This window comes from Amycolatopsis sp. NPDC003676 (assembly GCF_053587275.1).
In genome coordinates this window covers 1-20,360 of the sequence record NZ_JBSFNS010000036.1, presented here as the reverse complement: position 1 = coordinate 20,360, position 20,360 = coordinate 1, and the positions used below count along the sequence as shown (strand labels likewise).

Here is a 20,360-nt window from a genome sequence, read left to right as displayed (position 1 = left end):
CATAAGCCCGATGAACCCCATGGTGTCAATGGGTTGCCGTAGTTTCGATTCGCGCTATGGTCAGTTCACCATGAGTACGTCTCCCGCACGCGGCACGCGGCCTCGCGACCGCAAGGCCCAGCTCGCCGCCGTCGCGGCCGAACTGTTCCGCGCGCGCGGGTTCCACGGCGTCGGGATCAACGACATAGCCGCCGCGGCGGGCGTCACCGGACCCGCGCTGTACCGGCATTTCGCCGACAAGCAGGCGATCCTCGCCTACGTCGTGCTCGCCGGGATCGACGACATGGAGACGGCCACCGCGGCCGCGCTCGCCGATTCCGCACCGCCGCTGGAGCAGCTGGACGCCCTGCTCACCGGCCTCGCGACGCAGGCCGTCGAGCGCCGGGAGATCGCCGCGCTGTGGCGTTGGGAAGGTCCGCATCTGCCGCGCGAGCAGCGCCGCGAGATCCGCCGCCGGTCCGGCGCGGTGCTCGACGCGTGGACGAAAGCCCTGCTCACGCTGCGTCCGGAACTGTCGGTCGACGAGGCTGAGCTGCTGTGCTGGGCCGCGCTGTCGGTGTTCGGGAGCGTCGCGGTGCACCACACCTCGGTGGCGCGCAAACGCTTCGTGCCGCTGCTGGTCGAGCTGGCGTTGGACGTGCTCAACGTCTCGCTGCCGGTCCCGGCCGAGCCCGTGGCGCCGGTCGCGAGCAGCCTCGGCACGCCGTCCCGCCGCGAGCAGGTGCTGAGCGCCGCGACCGGGCTCTTCGCCGAACGCGGCTTCCACACGGTGAGCATGGAAGACATCGGCGCGGCGGCGGGCATCGCCGGACCCAGCGTGTACCGGCACTTCCCGAGCAAGGGCGCGCTGATGGTCGCGATCGGACACCGCGCGGCGGACCGGCTCGCACTGGCGGCCGAGCAAGCGCTGCAGGCACCCGACGAACGGTCCGCGCTAGGTCGGCTCGCGGCGTCGTATGTGCACATTCTGCTGCGCACGCCGGAACTGCTGGTGTCGTTCACGGCGGACCGGGTGACCATGCCGGAACGCGACAAAGCTGACCTGCGACGGGTCCAGCGCGACTACGTCGATCAATGGGTTTCCCTGCTGTGCGCGGTGTTTCCGGAGCTTCCGGCGCGCGAGGCGAAGATCCGGGTGCACGCTGCGCTGACCATCGCGAACGACCTGAGCCGGACCGGGCGGATCAAGAGCAGGCCGCACCTGCAGACGGAGCTCACGGCGGTACTGCACGCGGTTCTCGGGCTCGACTGAACGCTCTCCGCGAAACCGCTCCCGCCCCTCCCCCGGACGTGTAAGCATCTGCCGTGCCCACGAGACGGTTGCATCTGGTTCGCGCGGACGAAGGCCACCGCGTCACCACCCTCGAGCTTTTCTTCGACCTGGTCTTCGTCTACGCCATCACGCAGACGACCGAGCTGATGTCCGGGCACCTGAGCCTGCTCGGCCTCGGCGAGGGACTGCTGGTGCTGATGGTGCTGTGGTGGTGCTGGTGCAGTTACGCGTGGCTCGGCACGATGATCCACGTCGACCACGGGATCGCGCGGCTGGCGATGTTCGGCGCGATGGCGGTGATGTTCCTCGTCGCGCTCGCGGTGCCGCAGGCGCTCACCAACGAACCAGGCGGGCTCGACGGGCCGTTGCTGTTCGTCGCCTGTTACGCCGTCGTGCGGCTGCTGCACATCGTCGCCTACCTCGGCGCCGCCCGGCACGACGCCGGATTGCGCCGGGTGCTGCTGAAGATGCTGCGCGGGCTGCTCCCGAGCTTGGTGCTGCTGGCCGTCGCCGACGTTGTGGGCGGACCCTGGCAGCTGGTGCTGTGGGTGGTCGCGCTCGGGGTGGACTACCTCAACGTCTACCTGTCCGGCCCCGAAGGCTGGCGGCTGCATTCGCCCGCGCATTTCGCCGAGCGGTTCGGGCTGATCGTGATCATCGCGCTGGGCGAATCGGTCGTCGCGATCGGCATCGGGATCGGGCACGTGCCGATCACCTGGCTCGTCGCCGGGTCGGCGATCTGCGGGATCGCGCTCGCCGCCGGGATGTGGTGGACGTACTTCGACCTGGTCGCGAACGTCGCCGAGCGCCGGCTCGCCCGCGCCGAAGGCATCGCGCGGACCAAGCTCGCCACCGACTCCTACACCTATCTCCACCTGCCGCTGATCGCCGGAATCGTCCTCGTCGCGCTCGGGTTGAAGAAGACGTTCCTGTCCCTGCACACCAATCCGGCGGACGCGCTGCACGGCGTCGCGCTATGGGCGCTGACCGGCGGACTCGCCCTGTATCTGGTCGCCCTGAGCTCACTGCGGCGACGCAACCTCGGTACCTGGAACCGGCAGCGACTCGTGCTCGCAGTGGTGCTGCTCGCGCTCACGCCGTTGCTCGGAAACGTGCCCGCGGCCTTGCTGCTACTGATCGTCACGGCCTCGGTCTTGCTGCTCATCGCGTTCGAACGCACGTCGCTGGCCAGGCGGCCGGTGGTCGAGTGAGCCGGGCCGCACTGGCGGATTCCGCGTCGCCGCGTTAACCTACTCGTCAGTAGGTAACGCGAGGGAGATGCTGCATGGCTGCGCCAAGGAAACGAGACGCGATGGGCCTCGGCCTGGCCGCGCTCACCCGGTTGGCCGGGAGCAAGGCGATCGACCGGGTCGGGCTGCGCGGACCGGTGCAGAACCTGGTCAAGACGGGAACCCGGAGCGGTTTCCGCGCGGCGGGGGCCGCGACCAGGTCGTTCACCTCGGTCCAGCGGCTGGGCAAGCCGGCGCGGCTGGCGAAACCGGACGACCGCGGGCTGTTCGACCTCACACCGGACGAGGACCAGAAGCTCATCGTCGAGACGGTCGGCGAGTTCGCCGCCGAGCAGCTGCGCCCGGCCGCCGCGGACGCCGACGAGAAGCTCGCGGCACCGGAGGGTCTGCTGAGCCGCGCGGCCGAACTGGGCATCAGCCTCGTCGGCATCCCGGAGGAGCTGGGCGGCGCGGGCACGGAGCGTTCGGTCGTCACGAACGCGCTGGTCGCGGAGGCGCTCGCGCACGGCGACCTTGGACTCGCGGTGGCGGTGCTGGCCCCGTCGGCGGTGAGCACCGCGCTGGTCGCGTGGGGCGACGAGCAGCAGCAGGCCGATTACGTGCCCGCGTTCACCGGCGAGCAGGTGCCCGCCGCCGCGCTCGCGCTGCTGGAACGGACGCCGCTGTTCGACCCGTTCAAGCCCGCCACCAAGGCGAAGCGCACCCCGAAGGGCTACCAGCTCGACGGCGTGAAGTCGCTCGTCCCGCGCGCGGCGGAGGCTGAGCTGTTCCTCGTCTCGGCCGATCTGGAAGGCCGCGGACCGGCGCTGTTCCTGGTCGAATCGTCCAACGCGGGCGTGACGATCGAGTCCGAACCCGCGATGGGCCTGCGCGGCGCGGCGACCGGAAAGCTGCACCTGGAGAAGGTTTCGCTGCCCGCGGGCGCATTGCTCGGCGGCGGCAAGGCGGACGTTTTCACTGAGGTGGTAAGGCTTTCCCGGCTCGGCTGGGCCGCGCTCGCCGCGGGTGTCGGCAAGGCCGTGCTGGACTACGTCGTGCCTTACGTGAACGAGCGCACCGCGTTCGGCGAGCCGATCAGCCACCGGCAGGCAGTCGCGTTCTCGGTGGCGGACATCGCGATCGAACTGGAAGGCCTGCGCCTGGTCACGCTGCGCGCGGCTTCGCGGGCCGAGCAGGGCAAGGAATACGCGCGGGAAGCGGCGCTCGCCCGGAAGCTCGCGACGGACAAGGGCATGCAGATCGGCAACGCCGGCGTGCAGTTGCTGGGCGGGCACGGGTTCGTGAAGGAGCACCCGGTGGAGCGCTGGTACCGCGACCTGCGGGCGATCGGCGTGATGGAAGGCGCCGTCCTCCTCTGATCCTTTTTCTTGCTCCGAAAGGCAACTCATGATCAACCTGGAAGCTCCGAAGAAGGCCGGTGCGCTGATCAACCAGGCGTACCAGGCCGCGGCCGAGGTGTTCCGGCCGATCTCGCGCAAGTACGACCGCGCCGAGCACACCTATCCGTCCGAATTGGACATGTTCGCCGCGCTGCTGGACGGCCTGAACTCCTCCGGCGAGGGCGGTGCCGGCGCCGCTGGCGTGCGCCGGTCCGAAAAGGACAATGGTCCCAAGGGAAACCGCAACGGCGCCAACCTGAACGTGGTGCTCGGCACGATCGAAATGTGCTGGGGCGACGTCGGCCTGCTGCTGTCCATGCCGCGCCAGGGCCTCGGCAACGCCGCGATCGGCTCGGTGGCGACCGACGAACAGCTTGAGCGCTTCAAGGGCCTGTGGGCCGCGATGGCGATCACCGAACCCGGCTGCGGTTCGGACTCCGCCGCCATCACCACGACGGCCACCGAGGACGGCGACGACTACATCCTGAACGGCGAAAAGATCTTCGTGACGTCCGGCCAGCGCGCGGACGCCGTGGTGGTCTGGGCGACGCTGGACCGCACGAAGGGCCGCGCCGCGATCAAGTCGTTCGTGGTGGAGAAGGGCACGCCCGGCTTCGAGGTCGTGCGCGTGGAGCACAAACTGGGCATCCGCGCGTCCGACACCGCCGTGCTGCGCTTCGAGAACTGCCGCGTTCCGCGCGAAAACCTCTTGGGCACGCCGGAAATCGACACCGCCAAGGGCTTCGCCGGGGTCATGCAGACCTTCGACAACACCCGCCCTCTCGTGGCCGCCATGGCGATCGGCGTCGCGCGCGCGGCACTGGACGAGACTCGCCGTGTGCTGACCGAAGCTGGCGTTGTCATCGACTACGACCGCCCGGCGTTGACGCAGCACGCCGCGGCCGCGACTTTCCTGCAACTGGAAGCGGACTACGAGGCTGCGTATCTGCTGACGCTGGAGTCGGCGTGGATGGCGGACAACCGTCAGCCGAACTCGCTGCAGGCTTCCATGGCGAAGGCTAAGGCTGGCCGCACGGTCGTCGATGTGACGTTGAAGTGCGTCGAGCTTGCCGGGGCGTATGGGTATACGGAGGAATCGCTGCTGGAGAAGTGGTCCCGGGATGCCAAGATTCTGGACATCTTCGAGGGGACGCAGCAGATTCAGCAGCTGATCGTGGCTCGGCGGGTGCTGGGCAAGACCAGCGCACAGCTCAAGTAGTCCACCCGCTCGGCCCGTCTCGTGGAGGCGGGCCGAGCTATTCCACTTGCCGCTTCCCGGTGGATTGCCCAAAGAAATACCCCAGCACCAGCAGAAACGCGCTGGACAGCACCTGGTTGATCTCCACCGCGGCGAACATCGCGGCCACCACCGCGAGGCACATGATCAGCAGGATCGCCGCTCCGACATAGGTCGCGACGGATTCCTTCGCCAGGAAGTTCTGCCACACCTTGGCTTTCCGCTCGTACTTGTCGATGTCGGTGGCCATCGCCGCGGCCTCGACCTCGGCGATATTCCGGCTGGTTTCCTTCAGTTCGCCGTCGATCTCGTCGGTCTTGCTTTCGAATTCGCCGAGCAACCGGTGGAATTCCTCTTTCGTTCCGGCGTCGTCGACCCCGGACACCGCGTTTCTCAGCTTGCCGATCTCCTGTCCGACGGTCAGTCCGTTGATCAACTCGAGGATCTGCTCACGCCGCTCGAGGGCGATCTTCAAGGCACTGCGATGGGCATTCACCTTGCGGAGGGCGTCGGCACGCCCTTTCGACCCGCTTTCTGTCGCCAGTGCATCCTCGTGCAGCTCGAGTTTCTTCTGCTGCCGGACGATGATGTCGTCGAGCCGGACCAGCGACGCACGGAGGTCGTCGACTGACTGTTTCTCGAGCGACGAGCTGTCGAGCCCGCTGTCGATGAACTCCAGCTCCATCCGCCGTCTCAACCGGCCGTCCCGGTGATCCGGTTCTTCGAACTCGACAACACTGCGATCTTCTGGAACGCTCATAGTTATTGTCCGTTTGATCGAGTTGCGCAGCCCCTCTGCCGCCTGCGGTGACCCACGGATCGCGTGCGACCTGGCGTTTGTTGCGCACCGTCCTCAGCTGTCGCCGTTCTGAACCCGAATCGTGACAACAGCAGCAGTGCCACTGATTACGAAAAGCTCAGTCAAGCCAGTAATTAGCTAGCAAAAACGCAGCCAAGAGGCCTTATTCAAGCATTTTCGGCGGCTGCATCCAGCGCATCCAAAACCGCGTCCCCATTCGCGCGCGCCCACTCCGTCAGGGTGTGGATCGGCTCGATCAGCGTCGCTCCCAGCGGAGTCAGCTCGTACTCGACGCGCGGCGGCGCCTCGGCATACGCCTGACGCCGGACCAGCCCATGCGCTTCAAGCCGACGCAGCGTCTGGGTGAGCACTTTCCGCGAGATCCCGCCGATCAGCTCCACCAGGCCGCCGTGACGCACCGGCCCCTTGCTGAGGCCCGCGAGCACGACCACCGTCCACTTGTCGGCGATCAGCTCTACTGCCAGCCGCGCCGGGCAATCGGCGAGGAAGATTCCGCGGGAACCGCTCATGGAGTCCAAGGTACCTGCTGGTACCTATCGGAATCCTAGCCTGGTTTTCGTACCCCTCCAGAAACCAGGAGAGCCATGCGAGTCATCACCCAGCAGAAACTCGGCGGCCCCGACGTGCTCACGATCGTGGACGCGCCCGAACCCCGCCCATTGCCGACCGAAGTCCTAGTGCGGGTCAAGGCCGTCGGGCTGAATCCGTTGGAAGCACGGCTGCGCGACGGCGAGTTCCCGTTGCTCGGCCAGCCGCCGTTCGTGCTCGGCTGGGATGTCAGCGGCGTGGTCGAAGAGGCGTTGACCTGGCGGTTCCGGCCCGGCGACGAAGTATTCGGGATGCCGTTGTTTCCCCGCGCGGCCAACGCATACGCCGAGCTCGTGGCGGCACCGGCCTTGCATCTCATCCGCAAGCCGAAGGAGCTTTCGCACGTAGAGGCCGCGGCGTTGCCGATCGTCGGGCTCACGGCGTGGCAGGGGCTGGTCGACCTTGGCGAAGTCACCTCAGGCGACCGCGTTCTGATTCACGCCGGTGGCGGCGGGGTCGGGCACGTCGCGATCCAGATCGCGAAAGCCCTTGGTGCGCATGTAATAACGACGGCCAGCGAGAGCAAGCGGGAGTTCGTCGAGGGGCTCGGTGCCGACGAAGTCATCGACTACAAGAAGGTCGACTTCAGTGAAGTGGCGAGCGAAATCGACGTTGTTCTCGACACTCTCGGCGGCGACACCGTCGAGCGGTCCCACGGAGTGTTGCGGCCAGGCGGGCATCTGGTGACGGCGGTCGCCGAGGAGGACACCGAGCTGATCGCGAAGTACGAGGCAGCGGGAATGCGGTTCAGCGGCATCGGAGTCGAGCCGGATCCGGTCGCGCTGCGCGAGCTGGTCGCGCTCGTCGAGCAGGGCAAGCTCAGGGTCCACGTGCAGGAGACGTTCCCGTTCGAGCGCATCGCCGACGCGCATCGGCTGCTCGACGGCGGTCACCTCCAGGGCAAGGTCGTCCTCACAGTCGACTCAAACCTCCAGCACGATCCGGCCGCACGCCTCGCCTGATTCCTGCAATCGGTGCGCTTCGGCGGCCGACGACAGAGGCAGGCGAGTGCCGACCCGGGGGCGAAGGATTCCGGTGGACAGGGCCCGGTTGATAACCCGGGCAGCGGAACCCAGCGCGGTGACACCGGCGTTGCTGATGGCGAAACCGCGGATGCTCGCGTCGCGCGTGTACAGCTGGCCGATCGGCAATGTCGGTGTCGACTCCATTCCGGCCATCGCGATGATGCGGCCGCCACGAGACAAGAGCGGCACCGCCGAAACCAGGTCGTGAACGCCCGCGTTGTCCCACAACAGATCCACCGTGGGGAGTTTGCGGTAGAGGTCGGGATCGGTGTAGTCGAAAACCTCGTCGGCACCGCATTCCCGGCACCATTCCGCGTCGTCGGCGCGGGCGGTCGCGATGACGCGCAGGCCGGCGGTCGAAGCAAGTTGGACGACGGCGCTGCCGACACCGCCGCCCGCGCCGAGCACCGCGATCGTCTCGCCGTAACCGGCGTCGGCGTGCTCGAAAAGGCCAAGGTACGCGGTGGCGGCGGTGTGCAGAACGGCGACGGCGTCGTCGGAAACCCCGTCCGGCAAGCGATACAGCCGATCCTCGGGAACCGCGCAGTACTCGGCGAAGGATCCCTGCCGGCCGTCGTGGCCGAGGCTGTTGCACCACACGCGGTCACCGGGAGCGAAGCGGTTTACTGGCGACGAGACAACGGTGCCCACCAGGTCCCGGCCGATGACAAACGGGAAAGAAACCTCGGTGGGATACGCGCCGGAACGGATGAAAGTGTCGACGTGGTTCACCGTCACCGCGGAGACCTTCACCAGCACCTCGCGCGGCCCCGGCTCGGGGTCTGGAAGCTGACCGACCTTGATCTCGGAACTGTCGCCGAGCGACGTCACGTATGCAGCGATCACCGGCCCACGGTACCGCCGGTTTATTACCGACTTCGCGCGCATATCGGATTGATCTCCGCTGCCCGGAATCCGCGCGAAAAAGCCCGGAAATGCCCTAATCTGCCCGGCATGACCGCTCCGGTGGCGCCGGCCGACCTCAAACAGGCCCGCATCTTCATGTGGATCCAGGTCGCGCTGAGCGCGATCGGGCCGCTGCTGCTGGCCGGGATGGCCGGCGTTTCGCTGGTCGACCTGATCAGCCTCACCCAGCTCTACATCGTGATCACCTACGCCACCGCCATCGCGCTCGCGGTGTGCGCCGTCGTATTGCCGAAGCGCCAGCAATGGGCCTACGTGACCGCCGCGGTCATCGAAGGCCTCCTGGTGCTCAACAGTCTGGTCACGCTGCTCAGCAAGGGCCTGCCCGGCATTCTGCCGCTGATTTTCGCCGGGCTCGCCCTGCGCGCGCTGCTCACCCGCGACGTGCGGACGTGGTTCTTCCCGCCGCAGCCCTCAGCCAGCTGACCGGTCGTCCAGGAATTCGTCGAGGTACCGCCAGGTCGTGCCCCGCGCGCGACGGCCGGTGAGCACGCCGAGGTGCCCGCCGGGCGCGGTGCGGAACCGGACCTCCGGCGCGTTTTCCAGCAGCTGCACCACGCGTTCCACCGACGCCCGCGGCGCGATGGTGTCGTTTTCGCCCGCCACCACCAGCATCGGCGTCTTCACGTCGGACAGGCTGATCTTGCGCCCGTTCAGGTCGACGGTGCCCTCGGCGAGGTCGTTGGTGCGGAACAGGCGGTGGTACAGCTGGCCGAACGTCCGCCCGGGATAGGCGTACATGTTGCCCATGAAGTGGTCCACCGCCTCGATCTGCGCGAGGTAGTCGCGGTCGTCGAGATTTTTCAGGATCGCCAGCGGTTTCGTGATTTCCTTGGAAATCCCGGTGGCCCGGAACACCCGGGTGACCAAATAGGACGGTGCGCCGCCGAACACCCGGTAGACCGGCGTGAGCAGGTGCCCGCCGGTCAGGTCCACGAGCGGGCGGAACGGCGCGACGATCGGGATCGCGGTGAAATCGACCGGCGAGCCGACCGCGGTGATCGATTCGATCGGCAGGTCCGGCTGGTCCGCGCTGACGAGCATGGAGAAAATCCCGCCGAGCGACCACGACACCAGGTGCACGCCCTGTCCGCCGGCGTCCTCGCTGACCTTCCGGATCGCCCTCGGCAGCACCTCGTCGATCCAGTGCTCGATGCCGAGGCGGCGGTCGGAGAACGCGACCATCCCGTAGTCCACGAGGTAGGTCGGCCGTCCGCCCTCCACCAGGTGCTCGATGAGGCTGCAGCCGCGGCGCAGGTCGAAGCACAGCGCGGGCGCGGCCAGCGGCGGCACCAGCAGCACCGGCGGGCCGGAGACCTCGGACGCGCCGTGCGTCATCCGGTACACCGACCGGTTGGGCCCCTGGTCGATCAGCACTCGCGGCATCGGCCGCAGATCGGCGACCCCACCCTGGAAAACCTTGCCCACGACATTGGCCGCCGCGGCAGCCAACCGGGCCGGTGGGGAAACCATTCAGTGCCTCCTGGAACTCGTCGTCTGCCGGGCATCTTGCCGTGCGCGCGGGCGCGGCATCAACACGCCACTCCCGCAAGCACCCGGCAAGCGCACGTCCACCTCAGACGCTCCCACCAGGCGGGACGGACGGCGCGCTCCGGGCAGCCCGGCTCTCGTACTCGGCGCGCTCGGGCGAATGCGCGGCGGACGCCAGCAATTGATCGCCGCCGAGCGCGCGCACCAGCCATTCGCCGAACGCGCGCGGGAACAACCGCGTGATCCGGCCGGTCAGATCGAGCGATTTCGGCACGAATACGTCGAACTTCGGCCGCTCCAGCGCGTCGACGATCGCCGCCGCGACGTCTTCCGGCCCGACCGATTTGATGAACCGCGCTTCGCCCAGCCCCGACGCGAGCTCCGTGCGCACCACGGCGGGCATCACGCACGACACCTCGACGCCGGTGCCGCGCAGCTCCAGATGCACCGCCTCGGACAGCCCGACCACAGCGTGTTTCGTGGCGCAATACGTGGCCGCCCCGGCGAATCCGGACTTTCCGGCCATCGACGCCACGTTCACGATGTGCCCGCGCCCGCGCGGCTTCATCCGTTTGACGGCCTCGCGCGTGCCGTGCACGACCGCGTGGACGTTGATCTCCAGCAGCCGCCGGGTGGCCGCGTCGTCCTCCTCGTCCAGCGGCGAGAGCGGCATGATCCCGGCGTTGTTGATCAGCACGTCGATCGGCCCGATGGTGCTTTCGACGTCGTCCAGGAACGCGGTGAAGGCGGCCGTGTCGGTGACGTCCAGCGGCGACGCGACCACGTCCGGACCCAGCTCACCAGCGGTTTTCTCGGCCCGGACCCGGTCGAGGTCGCCCAGCACGAGCCGGGCGCCGCGCCGGTGCAGCGCGGCGGCGGTGGCCGCCCCGATGCCCTGCGCGCCGCCCGTGACGACGACGACCTTTCCGGAGAGCGACTGCCTGGCCATGGCGGACTCCTCGGTCTATTGACACTTAGCCAATATCGTCCTCCGGATCAGTCCGGGCCGCTATCCCCCAACCCGTTGCTCGAGAACCTGGCCGAGCCAGCCGTCGACGGTGAACTGCTCGGTCGGCTTGAAGCCCTGGCTCTCGTAATAGCGCGGCAGATCGCCGTCGCCGCCCGCCCAGCAGTCGACGCGCACGAGGTCGATCCCACGCCGTTTCGCCTCGTCCATCGCGTGCCGCAACAGCCGCGAACCGACCCGATGCCCGGTGAACTGGCGGGAAGTGATCAGCAGCCGGACGTACAGCTCGGGCTCGTCGACCTGCGGCGCGTACGGCATCGCTTGGCCGAGAATCAGCGCGCCCGCGGGTTTTCCGTCGATCTCCGCCATCCGGAGCTCGGGATCGGCCGCGTACTCGCGCACCCGCTCGACCCGCTTCGGGATGGTGCTCCACGGCTTTGTGCCCCATTGGCCCGCGCTGCCCCGCGCGACCAGCCATGCGACGGCGTCGTCGAAAAACCCCAGCAATACGTCTGCGTCTCCGGCAACCCCAGGCCGGATAGTGAACTCCATGGCTCCACAATAAGGACAGGTGAAGCAGCGCCGCCGGGACTCCGCCCGGACGCCCCGGCGGCGCTGGGTCTCAGGCGCCGACCCCGAGGTGGCGCGCGATCAGCATCTTCTGGACCTCGCTGGTGCCCTCGCCGATTTCCAGGATCTTCGCGTCGCGGTAGAAGCGGCTGACCGGGAATTCGTTCATGAAGCCGTATCCGCCGAAGATCTGCGTGGCGTCACGGGCGTTGTCCATCGCCGCGTTCGACGCCACCAGTTTCGCGATCGACGCTTCCTTCTTGAACGGTTCGCCGCGCAGCATCTTCGACGCCGCCTGGTAATACGCCAGCCGCGCGGTGTGCGCACGCACTTCCATGTCCGCGATCTTGAACTGAATGGCCTGGTACTCGCCGATCCGGTGGCCGAACGCGACGCGGTCCTTCGCGTACTTCAGGCATTCGTCCACGCAGCCCTGCGCGAGACCGACGCTCAGCGCGGCGATCGCCACCCGGCCCTCGTCCAAAATGGACAGGAACTGCGCATAGCCGCGGCCCCGCTTGCCCACCAGGTTCTCGGCGGGCACCCGGACGTCCGAAAAGGACAGTTCGTGGGTGTCCGAGCAGTTCCAGCCGACCTTCGAGTACTTCGGGGCCACCGCGAAACCCGGCGTGCCGGACGGGACGATGATCGCCGAGATCTCCTTGCGGCCGTTCTCCATCACGTCGGTGACCGCGGTGACGGTGACCAGCTTCGTGATGTCCGTACCAGAGTTGGTGATGAACGCCTTGCTGCCGTTGATGATCCACTCGTCGCCGTCGAGCCGGGCGCGCGTGCGGGTGGCCCCGGCGTCGGAGCCGCCGCCCGGTTCGGTGAGGCCGAATCCGCCGAGCGCCTCGGCCGTCGTCAGCATGGGCAGCCAGGTTTCCTTCTGCTCCTGGGTGCCGAAGCGGTAGATGGGCATCGCGCCGAGCGAAACCCCCGCCTCCAGCGTGATCGCGACCGAGGAGTCGACCCGCGCCAGCTCCTCCAGCGCGAGGCACAGCGCGAAGTAGTCGCCGCCCATGCCGCCGAATTCCTCCGGGAACGGCAGGCCGAACAAGCCCATTTCGCCCATTTTGGCGACCAGTTCGTACGGGAATTCTTCCTTCTCGTACAGCGGGCCGATCACCGGCGCGACCTCGGCCTGCGCGAAGTCCTCGACCGTCTTGCGGAGCGCCTCGTATTCCTCGTCCAGCCGGAAGTCGATCACTGCTTCTCCTCTGCTGCGCTCACGACGGCAAGCGTCTCGTCGAGCGCGACCTGCTGGCCGACCCGCACCGAAAGCTCAGTCACCACACCGTCGATCGGCGCGGTCACGGTGTGCTCCATCTTCATCGCCTCGACGACCAGCAGCGGCGTACCCGCGCTCACCACGTCGCCTTCGGCGGCCTTGACCACCAGCACCGTTCCCGGCATCGGGCTCTTCACCGGACCAGCACCCGCCGCCTCGCCGCGCGAGGAGAGCGTGAATTCCTGGTCGGCGAACGCGAACGACTGGCCTTCGCGGGCCAGCCACACTGTCCGTTGTGGACCGTCGGCGCAGCGGTACCGCTCCACCCCGTTGGCCCGGCGCACCTCGAGCAGATCGCCTTCGCGGCGGGCGGAAACGCGTACCGGCTCGGCGTCGTCCACCTGCACCGAAGCGTCCGACGGCGTGCCCTCGACCCGCACGACGGCCTGGTTTTCCCCGGTCCGCAAGCGGAAAGTGATCCCGCCGGGGCCGCTGAGCCGCCAGCCGTTCGGGATGTCCCACGGGTCCACGACCGCACCCGTCGGCTGCAGCGAAATCAGCCGATCCATTGCGGCGGCGACGAAAAACCCGGCCGGGACTTCCGAGGAGACCAATTCGGACAGTCGCCGGTCCACCAGTTCGGTGTCCAGCTTTCCGGCGCGGACGTCCTCGTCGGCCAGCAAACCGCGCAGGAACGCGATGTTCGTGCCGAGGCCGAGCAACGCGATGTCGGCCAGCGCGCGGTCCAGTTTCTGCAACGCCGACGCCCGGTCCGGGCCGTGCGCGATGATCTTCGCCAGCATCGGGTCGTAGTTCGACCCGACCACCGCGCCGACCGACATCCACGAGTCCACTCGCACACCGTCGCCGGAGGGCTCGTGCACGGCCAGCACCGTGCCGCCGGTCGGGATGAACCCGCGCGCCGGATCTTCGGCGTAGACCCGGGCTTCGACCGCGTGCCCGTCGAGGCGCACGTCGTCCTGCGTCAGTCCGAGTGGCTCCCCTGCCGCCACCCGCACCTGCCAGGACACCAGGTCGAGACCAGTCACCATTTCCGTGACCGGGTGCTCGACCTGCAGCCGGGTGTTCATCTCCATGAAGAAGAACTCGTCCGGATTGTGCGCGGACATGATGAACTCGACCGTGCCCGCGCCGACGTAGCCGACCGACCGCGCGGCTTCCGCGGCCGCCGCGCCCATTTTCGCCCGCGTGGCCTCGTCGAGCAGCACCGACGGCGCTTCCTCGATGATCTTCTGGTGCCGCCGCTGCAGGCTGCACTCGCGCTCGCCGAGATGCAGCACAGTGCCGTGCGTGTCAGCCAGAACCTGGATTTCGATGTGCCGCGGGGTGGTGACGAACCGCTCCATCAGCAACGTGTCGTCGCCGAACGAACTCTTCGCTTCCCGGCGCGCGGACTCGATCGCAGCAGCCAATTCGGACTCTTCGTGCACCAGGCGCATGCCCTTGCCGCCACCGCCCGCGGACGGCTTCAGCAGCAGCGGATAGCCGACTTTCGCCGCCGCTTCGGCGAACCCGCCCTCCGGAATGTCCACATCGGACGCTCCGGGCACCACCGGAACCCCGGCCGCGGACACCGTGGCCTTCGCCCGGATCTTGTCGCCCATCTTGTCGATCGCTTCCGGCGGCGGGCCGATGAACACCAGCCCGGCCTCCGCGCAAGCCCGCGCGAACGCGGTGTTCTCGGCGAGGAAGCCATAGCCAGGGTGCACAGCCTGCGCGCCGGTTTCCTTTGCCGCCGCGACAATCGCCGGGATCGACAGGTAGCTCTTCGCCGCTTCGGCCGGGCCGAGGCGCACCGCGGTGTCGGCCTCGCGCACGTGCTTGGCGTCGGCGTCCGCGTCGCTGTACACCGCGACCGAACGGATCCCGAGCGCACGCAGCGACCGGATTACGCGAACCGCGATCTCGCCGCGGTTGGCAACCAGAACAGTCTCGAACACGCTCATCACATCCGGAAGACGCCGTAGTTGACCTCGGGCAAGGGCGCGTTGGCCGCGGCCGACAGCGCGAGCCCGAGCACCGTGCGGGTGTCCGCCGGGTCGATCACGCCGTCGTCCCACAGCCGCGCGGTGGAGTAGTACGGGCTGCCCTGTTCCTCGTACTGCTCGCGGATCGGGTCCTTGAAGGTCTCTTCGTCCTCTGTGGACCATTCGCCGCCGCGGCCCTCGATCGCGTCGCGGCGCACCGTCGACAGCACCGACGCCGCCTGCTCGCCGCCCATCACGGAAATCCGCGCGTTCGGCCACATCCACAGGAAGCGCGGCGAATACGCCCGCCCGCACATGGAGTAGTTGCCCGCGCCGAAGGAGCCGCCGATGATCACGGTGAACTTCGGCACCCGCGCGCACGCCACCGCGGTCACCATTTTCGCGCCGTGCTTGGCGATGCCGCCCGCCTCGTACGCGCGCCCGACCATGAAGCCGGTGATGTTCTGCAGGAATACCAAGGGAATCGAGCGCCGGTCGCACAGTTCGATGAAGTGCGCGCCCTTCATCGCGGACTCGGCGAACAGCACGCCGTTGTTCGCGATGATGCCGACCGGGTGGCCGTGGATGTGCGCGAAGCCGGTGACGAGCGTCGAGCCGTATTCCTTTTTGAACTCCGCGAACCGGCTGCCGTCGACGACGCGGGCGATGACCTCGCGCACGTCGTACGGGGTGCGCGAATCCGTCGGCACCACGCCGTACAACTCGCGCTCGTCCACCGCGGGCGGCTCGATCGCCTTGACGTCCCACGGCCGCGGCGTGCGCGGGCCGAGCGTGGAGACGATGTCGCGGACGATGCGCAGCGCGTGCGCGTCGTCATCCGCGAGGTGGTCGGTGACGCCGGACTGGCGGGCGTGCACGTCGCCGCCGCCCAGTTCTTCAGCGGTGACGACCTCGCCGGTCGCGGCCTTCACCAGCGGCGGGCCGCCGAGGAAAATAGTGCCCTGATTGCGCACGATGACCGCTTCGTCGCTCATCGCCGGGACGTACGCGCCGCCAGCGGTGCACGAGCCGAGCACGGCGGCGATCTGCGGGATGCCGCGCGCGGACATGGTGGCCTGGTTGTAGAAGATCCGGCCGAAGTGCTCGCGGTCCGGGAAAACCTCGTCCTGGCGCGGCAGGAACGCGCCGCCGGAGTCGACCAGGTAAATGCACGGCAAGTTGTTGTGCAGCGCGACTTCCTGCGCCCGCAGGTGCTTCTTCACCGTCAGCGGGTAGTACGTGCCGCCCTTGACCGTGGCGTCGTTCGCGACGATCACGCATTCGCGGCCGGACACGCGCCCGATCCCGGTGATGATGCCCGCGGACGGGGCCTCGTCGTCGTACAGCCCGGTCGCGGCGAGCGGGGAAAGCTCGAGGAACGGCGATCCCGGGTCCAGCAGCGTGTCCACCCGGTCGCGCGGCAGCAGCTTGCCGCGTTCCACATGGCGGGCGCGCGACTTCTCCGGCCCGCCGAGCCGGGCGGCGGCGAGCCGCTTGTGCAGATCCTCGACCAATTCGCCGTGCGAAGTGACGCTACGGGTGAAGGTGTCGCTGCTGCGATCCGCGGAACTGCGCAGTACCGGCGTGTCCATGACTCTCCGTCGAGACGTTAGCGGTCGTTAACTCCGGACCCGATGTTAGTGGCCGTTAACCCCGCTGTCCAGTCCAGCCCACAGCGCCCCAATGTGGCATTGGGTGCATGTGACGCACCCAATGTGGCGTTCGGTGCGTCTGACGCACCCAATGCCACATTGGGGCGGCCACGAGTGAGTGAAGAGAAGGCGGCGGTCAGCCCGCTACGGCGTCCGAGATCCAGCCGGCCACCGGCAGATCCCGTTCGAGGCATTCGACCGACAGCCGGATCGTCCAGCGCAACGCCTGCAACAGCAGGCTGTCCACCTCGTTCGGGGCGGCGCTCGCCAACGCGATCTCGACCTGTTCGCGGGCGGCGGCGGTATTGCCGTGCACTTCGGCGAGCAGCGTGCGGACGGCGGTGCGGACCGGCGGATCGGCCTGGTCGATCGAAACCTCTTCGCCCGCCTCGTCGAAAACCTGCACCTTGACCGGGGCGGTGCCGCCGTCACCGAGCGTGGACACCATCGCGCTGCACTCGCCGAAGAGCAGCAGCATCAGCTCTTTCGTCTCCTCGTCGCGTTCGCCCGGCTCCTGCGACGAGGGCGTGACCTCTTCCAGCGCCTCCGTGTCCTCGCCAAGACTGATGGCGACGAGCGCGCGCTGTGCCTTCTCGACGAGCCGCTGCTCGCCCTCGCTCCGGTCCGCGGTCACGTGCCTATCAAACACCAGACCGGCGGTCGGCGGGATACCCCGGATCGCGGCCTCAGCCCGCCGCGGAAAGGGCGCCCAGCGCGAGCCGGCACAGCAGATCGGCGAGCGCGCCGTCACCGAGATGGCGGTTGTAGGGCGTCGAGTTGATCAAGCCGAACACGGCGTGTGCCGCCGAGCGCGCCTGGCGTTCGCCGAGGCCGGGCACAGCTTCGCGAATCGCCCGCACCCACACCTCGACGTACTGCCGCTGGAGCGCGCGCACCTGCTTGCGGTCACCGTCGGTGAGATTCGCGAGATTGCGCTCCTGCACGGTGATGAGCGAGGGGTGGTCGAGCGCGAAGTCGACGTGGAACCGGACGAGCGCGGCGAGCAGCTCGTCCGGGGTGCCGCCCGCTTCGGCGCGCTGGGTGCCGCCTTCGAGCAGGTAGTGGCTGATCGAGTTGAGCATTTCCCCGAGAATCGCGTCCTTGCTGCGGAAATGCCGGTACAGCGCGGGACCGGAGATGCCGACGGCCGCGCCGATGTCGTCGATGCCGACGCCGTGGAAACCGTGGTGGGCGAACAGCTCGGCGGCGGCGGTGAGGATCTGTTCCCGTCTGTTCGGCTTCGCGCCGTTCACCAGTGGGAGGGAATTCGCCGACATCCGCACATAGTAGGTCCCGCGGTTAGCGAGCGCTAACTTCCCGCCCTACTTCCTGCTTGAGCCAAGTGGACGCACCCGGATTTCAGGGGTGTCTCGTGGGGATTGCACCTGGTAAAGCTTTACCGCGTCAAGCTGTCACGACAGGAGTGACCTATGGCTGCAACCACCCGTCAACCATCACGACGCATCCTTCGGATGTGCGCGGCCCTGGGGGTCGCTCTCGCTGCCTCGCTCGGCTTCGCCACCGGTGCGAGCGCTGCGTCGCAAAACTACGTCGCGCTCGGCGACTCCTACTCCTCCGGAGTGGGCGCCGGGAGCTACGGGGATTCCGGCAGCTGCAAACGCAGTGCCAACGCGTACGGCCAGCTGTGGGCCAACGCCCACTCCGGCACCAATTTCACCTTCCTCGCCTGTTCGGGCGCGAAGACCGGCGACGTGCTGAACCAGATCAGCTCGATGCCGTCCAACGCCACCTTGATCACGCTCACCGTGGGCGGCAACGACGCCGGCTTCACCGACGTGATCAAGACGTGCACGCTGGGAAGCGACCAGACCTGCGTCGACCGGGTCAACACCGCCAAGACGTATGTCCAGAACACCCTGCCCGGCTTGCTGGACAAGGTGTACTCGGCGGCCAAGAGCAAGGCTCCCGGGGCTTCGCTGGTCGTTTTGTCCTACCCGCGCTTCTACACCGTGCCGGGTTCGTGCAGCGTCGGGCTGAGCGACACGAAGCGGTCGGCGATCAACTCCGGGGCGGACACGCTGGCTTCGGTGATTTCGTCCCGGGTTTCCGCTGCGGGCGGGAAGTTCGTGGACGTGCGGTCGGCGTTCGTCGGGCACAACATCTGCTCGGCGGCCAGCGACTACCTGCACAGCTTGACCTGGCCGGTGGACGAGTCGTACCACCCGACTGCCGCCGGGCAGCGGGGCGGCTACTACTCGCCGCTGACCTCGGCGATCGGCTGACGTTTCGCTGAGATTCGGGAAGGCCGCCTTGAGTTCGCTCAAGGCGGCCTTTCTCGCGGCTCAGCCCAGCAAGGTCTTGACCAGCGCGGCGATCTGCTCGGTCTCGATGAGGAACGAGTCGTGGCCGTACGGCGAAGTCAGCATCGTGGCCTCGCCGCCGACTCCCGCCGCGATCTCGTGCGACTGGTACGGCGGATAGAGCCGGTCGCTGTCCACCGCAGCGACCACTGTGCGCGCGGTGACCCGGCCCAAGGCGGCGGCGACCCCACCGCGGTCGCGGCCGACGTCGTGGGTGTTCATGGATTCGGTGAGCACCACGTAGGAACCCGCGTCGAAGCGGTGGACGAGCTTGTCCGCGTGATGGTCCAGATAGGACTCGACCGCGAATCGCCCGCCGGCCAGCGGATCCTCGTCCGGCTGCGGCCGGTTCCCGAAACGCGTCTCCAGTTCGGGTTCGCAGCGATAGGTGACGTGCGCGATCCGCCGGGCCACACCCAGTCCGCGGTACGGGCCTTCAGCGGCGGTGTAGTAGTCGCCGCCTCGCCAGGCCAAGTCGCCTCGGATCGCGTGGAGTTGGGGTGCGGCCCAAGCGATTTGCTCGGCGGACGCGCGCGCGGTCGAAGCGAGAACGAGCGCCGAGGCAACACGATCGGGTTGAGTTACGGCCCATTCGAGAGCCCGCATCCCGCCCATCGAACCGCCCGCGACGGCAGCCCAGCGTTCGATGCCGAGCGCGTCCGCGAGTGCCGCTTCGGCGTTGACCTGATCCCGGACGGTCAGAGCCGGGAATCGGCTGCCCCACGCCTCACCGTCCGGGGCGAGCGAGGACGGGCCTGTCGACCCCTGACAGCCGCCGAGGACGTTAGGGGCCACGACGAACAGCTCGCCGGTGTCGAAAGCCTTGCCGGGACCGATCAGTCCGTCCCACCATCCGGGACTCGGATGCCCGGGTTCGGCGGGACCGGCGGCGTGGCTGTCGCCGGTGAGAGCGTGCTCGATGAGGACGGCGTTGGACCCGTCGGAGTTGAGCGTTCCCCACGTTTCGAACGCGAGGGTGTAGCTGGGCAGGCTGGCGCCGGCCTCCAGCGCGAGTGCGCCGGGGCCGGTGAACCAGTGCCGTCTGCCGGGTGGGTCCCCCGCCCGCCACGCGCCGGTGACGGGCGGGAGACTCGCGCCGGGATCGGTCACAGCGCCGCCTTGGCAGCTCGGAAGCCTGCCTCGAGGTCGGCCTTCAGGTCCTCGATTCCTTCCAGTCCGACGGCGAGCCGCACGAGACCCGGGGTGACGCCGGCGGCGACCTGCTCCTCGGGGCCGAGCTGGCTGTGCGTGGTCGACGCCGGGTGCACGATCAGGCTGCGCACGTCGCCGAGATTCACCAGCTGGCTGTGCAATTCGGTGCCGTCGACGAACTTCCGGCCCGCCTCGACGCCGCCGCGCAGCTCGAACGACAACACCGCGCCGGCACCGCGCGGCAGGTACTTCTGCGCCGCCGCGTGATACGGGCTCGACGGCAGACCGGCGTAGTACACCTTCTCGACTTCGTCGCGCTCTTCCAGCCATTCCGCAAGAGCCAGCGCATTGGTGGAGTGCCGCTCCACGCGCAGCGACAGCGTCTCGATGCCCTGCAGGATCAGGAAGCTGTTCAGCGGGGCGATCGCCGCGCCGGTGTCGCGCAGGATCTGCACGCGCGCCTTCGCCGCGAACGCACCCGGGCCAAGCGCC

General features: G+C 68.3%; 20 protein-coding genes. 7 read left to right on the top strand and 13 right to left on the bottom strand.

Annotated elements, in window-relative coordinates:
• Nucleotides 1-70 precede the first annotated feature (70 nt).
• The 4 genes from ACWDNU_RS21840 to ACWDNU_RS21825 all read left to right on the top strand — a co-directional run bounded on the left by ACWDNU_RS21840 (nt 71) and on the right by ACWDNU_RS21825 (nt 5,121).
• Nucleotides 71-1,252, top strand: coding sequence for a TetR/AcrR family transcriptional regulator (locus ACWDNU_RS21840; RefSeq protein ID WP_449670243.1), 1,182 nt, complete (start codon nt 71-73; stop codon nt 1,250-1,252).
• A 53-nt stretch (nt 1,253-1,305) separates the two neighbouring features.
• Nucleotides 1,306-2,484, top strand: coding sequence for a low temperature requirement protein A (locus ACWDNU_RS21835; RefSeq protein ID WP_449670242.1), 1,179 nt, complete (start codon nt 1,306-1,308; stop codon nt 2,482-2,484).
• Nucleotides 2,485-2,585: 101 nt separating this feature from the next.
• Nucleotides 2,586-3,881 (top strand): acyl-CoA dehydrogenase family protein, encoded by a 1,296-nt coding sequence (locus tag ACWDNU_RS21830; protein WP_449670276.1) that lies wholly within the window; start codon nt 2,586-2,588, stop codon nt 3,879-3,881.
• Between the two features lie 28 nt (nt 3,882-3,909).
• Nucleotides 3,910-5,121 (top strand): acyl-CoA dehydrogenase family protein, encoded by a 1,212-nt coding sequence (locus ACWDNU_RS21825; RefSeq protein WP_449670241.1) that lies wholly within the window; start codon nt 3,910-3,912, stop codon nt 5,119-5,121.
• A gap of 37 nt (nt 5,122-5,158) precedes the next feature.
• On the opposite strand, the gene ACWDNU_RS21820 is transcribed toward ACWDNU_RS21825, so the two are convergent.
• Together ACWDNU_RS21820 and ACWDNU_RS21815 are read right to left on the bottom strand one after the other, a co-directional pair.
• Nucleotides 5,159-5,899 (bottom strand): hypothetical protein, encoded by a 741-nt coding sequence (locus ACWDNU_RS21820; RefSeq protein ID WP_449670240.1) that lies wholly within the window; start codon nt 5,897-5,899, stop codon nt 5,159-5,161.
• 206 nt (nt 5,900-6,105) lie between these two features.
• Nucleotides 6,106-6,468, bottom strand: coding sequence for a winged helix-turn-helix transcriptional regulator (locus tag ACWDNU_RS21815; protein ID WP_449670239.1), 363 nt, complete (start codon nt 6,466-6,468; stop codon nt 6,106-6,108).
• Nucleotides 6,469-6,543: 75 nt separating this feature from the next.
• Between ACWDNU_RS21815 and ACWDNU_RS21810 the strand changes: the two genes are divergently transcribed.
• A complete protein-coding gene (locus ACWDNU_RS21810; RefSeq protein WP_449670238.1) occupies nt 6,544-7,509 on the top strand; it encodes an NADP-dependent oxidoreductase in 966 nt (321 codons plus the stop codon).
• Here ACWDNU_RS21810 and ACWDNU_RS21805 read toward each other — a convergent pair.
• Nucleotides 7,471-8,418, bottom strand: a complete 948-nt coding sequence (locus ACWDNU_RS21805; protein WP_449670237.1) for an NADPH:quinone reductase — start codon at nt 8,416-8,418, stop codon at nt 7,471-7,473. The two genes, ACWDNU_RS21810 and ACWDNU_RS21805, sit on opposite strands and share 39 nt — an antisense overlap.
• A gap of 108 nt (nt 8,419-8,526) precedes the next feature.
• Between ACWDNU_RS21805 and ACWDNU_RS21800 the strand changes: the two genes are divergently transcribed.
• Nucleotides 8,527-8,922 carry a hypothetical protein gene (locus ACWDNU_RS21800; RefSeq protein ID WP_370934362.1) on the top strand — a complete coding sequence of 132 codons (396 nt, stop codon included), beginning with the start codon at nt 8,527-8,529 and terminating at the stop codon, nt 8,920-8,922.
• Here ACWDNU_RS21800 and ACWDNU_RS21795 read toward each other — a convergent pair.
• The 8 genes from ACWDNU_RS21795 to ACWDNU_RS21760 form a co-directional block, all read right to left on the bottom strand.
• Nucleotides 8,911-9,969, bottom strand: coding sequence for an alpha/beta hydrolase (locus ACWDNU_RS21795; protein ID WP_370934361.1), 1,059 nt, complete (start codon nt 9,967-9,969; stop codon nt 8,911-8,913). The two genes, ACWDNU_RS21800 and ACWDNU_RS21795, sit on opposite strands and share 12 nt — an antisense overlap.
• A 103-nt stretch (nt 9,970-10,072) precedes the next feature.
• On the bottom strand, nt 10,073-10,936 hold the full coding sequence (locus ACWDNU_RS21790; protein ID WP_449670236.1) for an SDR family oxidoreductase: 864 nt from the start codon (nt 10,934-10,936) through the stop codon (nt 10,073-10,075).
• Nucleotides 10,937-10,996: 60 nt separating this feature from the next.
• Entirely contained in the window at nt 10,997-11,506 is a 510-nt protein-coding gene (locus tag ACWDNU_RS21785; RefSeq protein ID WP_449670235.1) for a GNAT family N-acetyltransferase, read from the bottom strand.
• Between the two features lie 70 nt (nt 11,507-11,576).
• Nucleotides 11,577-12,734 (bottom strand): acyl-CoA dehydrogenase family protein, encoded by a 1,158-nt coding sequence (locus ACWDNU_RS21780; RefSeq protein WP_344270946.1) that lies wholly within the window; start codon nt 12,732-12,734, stop codon nt 11,577-11,579.
• Entirely contained in the window at nt 12,731-14,716 is a 1,986-nt protein-coding gene (locus ACWDNU_RS21775; protein WP_449670234.1) for an acetyl/propionyl/methylcrotonyl-CoA carboxylase subunit alpha, read from the bottom strand. Before ACWDNU_RS21775 ends, ACWDNU_RS21780 begins: the two co-directional genes overlap by 4 nt.
• 5 nt (nt 14,717-14,721) lie before the next feature.
• The gene (locus ACWDNU_RS21770) at nt 14,722-16,335 is read right to left on the bottom strand and encodes a carboxyl transferase domain-containing protein (protein WP_449670233.1); all 1,614 of its coding nucleotides are present in this window, start codon (nt 16,333-16,335) and stop codon (nt 14,722-14,724) included.
• A gap of 196 nt (nt 16,336-16,531) precedes the next feature.
• Nucleotides 16,532-17,029: a hypothetical protein gene (locus ACWDNU_RS21765; RefSeq protein ID WP_086024916.1), complete on the bottom strand. Its 498-nt coding sequence runs from the start codon at nt 17,027-17,029 to the stop codon at nt 16,532-16,534.
• A gap of 52 nt (nt 17,030-17,081) precedes the next feature.
• Nucleotides 17,082-17,672, bottom strand: coding sequence for an SACE_7040 family transcriptional regulator (locus ACWDNU_RS21760; protein WP_370934356.1), 591 nt, complete (start codon nt 17,670-17,672; stop codon nt 17,082-17,084).
• Between the two features lie 195 nt (nt 17,673-17,867).
• On the opposite strand from ACWDNU_RS21760, the gene ACWDNU_RS21755 reads away from it, so the two are divergent.
• The gene (locus ACWDNU_RS21755) at nt 17,868-18,638 is read left to right on the top strand and encodes an SGNH/GDSL hydrolase family protein (RefSeq protein WP_370934355.1); all 771 of its coding nucleotides are present in this window, start codon (nt 17,868-17,870) and stop codon (nt 18,636-18,638) included.
• A 60-nt stretch (nt 18,639-18,698) separates the two neighbouring features.
• Here ACWDNU_RS21755 and metX read toward each other — a convergent pair whose 3' ends face one another.
• Nucleotides 18,699-19,826, bottom strand: a complete 1,128-nt coding sequence (gene metX / locus ACWDNU_RS21750) for a homoserine O-acetyltransferase MetX (protein WP_449670232.1) — start codon at nt 19,824-19,826, stop codon at nt 18,699-18,701.
• Nucleotides 19,823-20,360 (bottom strand): PLP-dependent transferase (locus ACWDNU_RS21745; protein WP_449670231.1); only part of this gene is annotated, 538 nt, incomplete at its 5' end. The genes metX and ACWDNU_RS21745, both read right to left, overlap by 4 nt.

Bases quoted from the DNA above. Each gene is read 5' to 3' on its own strand.
- ACWDNU_RS21820 (WP_449670240.1), bottom strand. From the start codon at position 5,899: ATGAGCGTTCCAGAAGATCGCAGTGTTGTCGAGTTCGAAGAACCGGAT.
- ACWDNU_RS21785 (WP_449670235.1), bottom strand. From the start codon at position 11,506: ATGGAGTTCACTATCCGGCCTGGGGTTGCCGGAGACGCAGACGTATTG.
- ACWDNU_RS21830 (WP_449670276.1), top strand. From the start codon at position 2,586: ATGGGCCTCGGCCTGGCCGCGCTCACCCGGTTGGCCGGGAGCAAGGCG.
- ACWDNU_RS21800 (WP_370934362.1), top strand. From the start codon at position 8,527: ATGACCGCTCCGGTGGCGCCGGCCGACCTCAAACAGGCCCGCATCTTC.
- ACWDNU_RS21755 (WP_370934355.1), top strand. From the start codon at position 17,868: ATGTGCGCGGCCCTGGGGGTCGCTCTCGCTGCCTCGCTCGGCTTCGCC.
- ACWDNU_RS21795 (WP_370934361.1), bottom strand. From the start codon at position 9,969: ATGGTTTCCCCACCGGCCCGGTTGGCTGCCGCGGCGGCCAATGTCGTG.
- ACWDNU_RS21770 (WP_449670233.1), bottom strand. From the start codon at position 16,335: ATGGACACGCCGGTACTGCGCAGTTCCGCGGATCGCAGCAGCGACACC.
- ACWDNU_RS21790 (WP_449670236.1), bottom strand. From the start codon at position 10,936: ATGGCCAGGCAGTCGCTCTCCGGAAAGGTCGTCGTCGTCACGGGCGGC.
- ACWDNU_RS21840 (WP_449670243.1), top strand. From the start codon at position 71: ATGAGTACGTCTCCCGCACGCGGCACGCGGCCTCGCGACCGCAAGGCC.
- ACWDNU_RS21825 (WP_449670241.1), top strand. From the start codon at position 3,910: ATGATCAACCTGGAAGCTCCGAAGAAGGCCGGTGCGCTGATCAACCAG.
- ACWDNU_RS21760 (WP_370934356.1), bottom strand. From the start codon at position 17,672: ATGTCGGCGAATTCCCTCCCACTGGTGAACGGCGCGAAGCCGAACAGA.
- ACWDNU_RS21815 (WP_449670239.1), bottom strand. From the start codon at position 6,468: ATGAGCGGTTCCCGCGGAATCTTCCTCGCCGATTGCCCGGCGCGGCTG.
- ACWDNU_RS21810 (WP_449670238.1), top strand. From the start codon at position 6,544: ATGCGAGTCATCACCCAGCAGAAACTCGGCGGCCCCGACGTGCTCACG.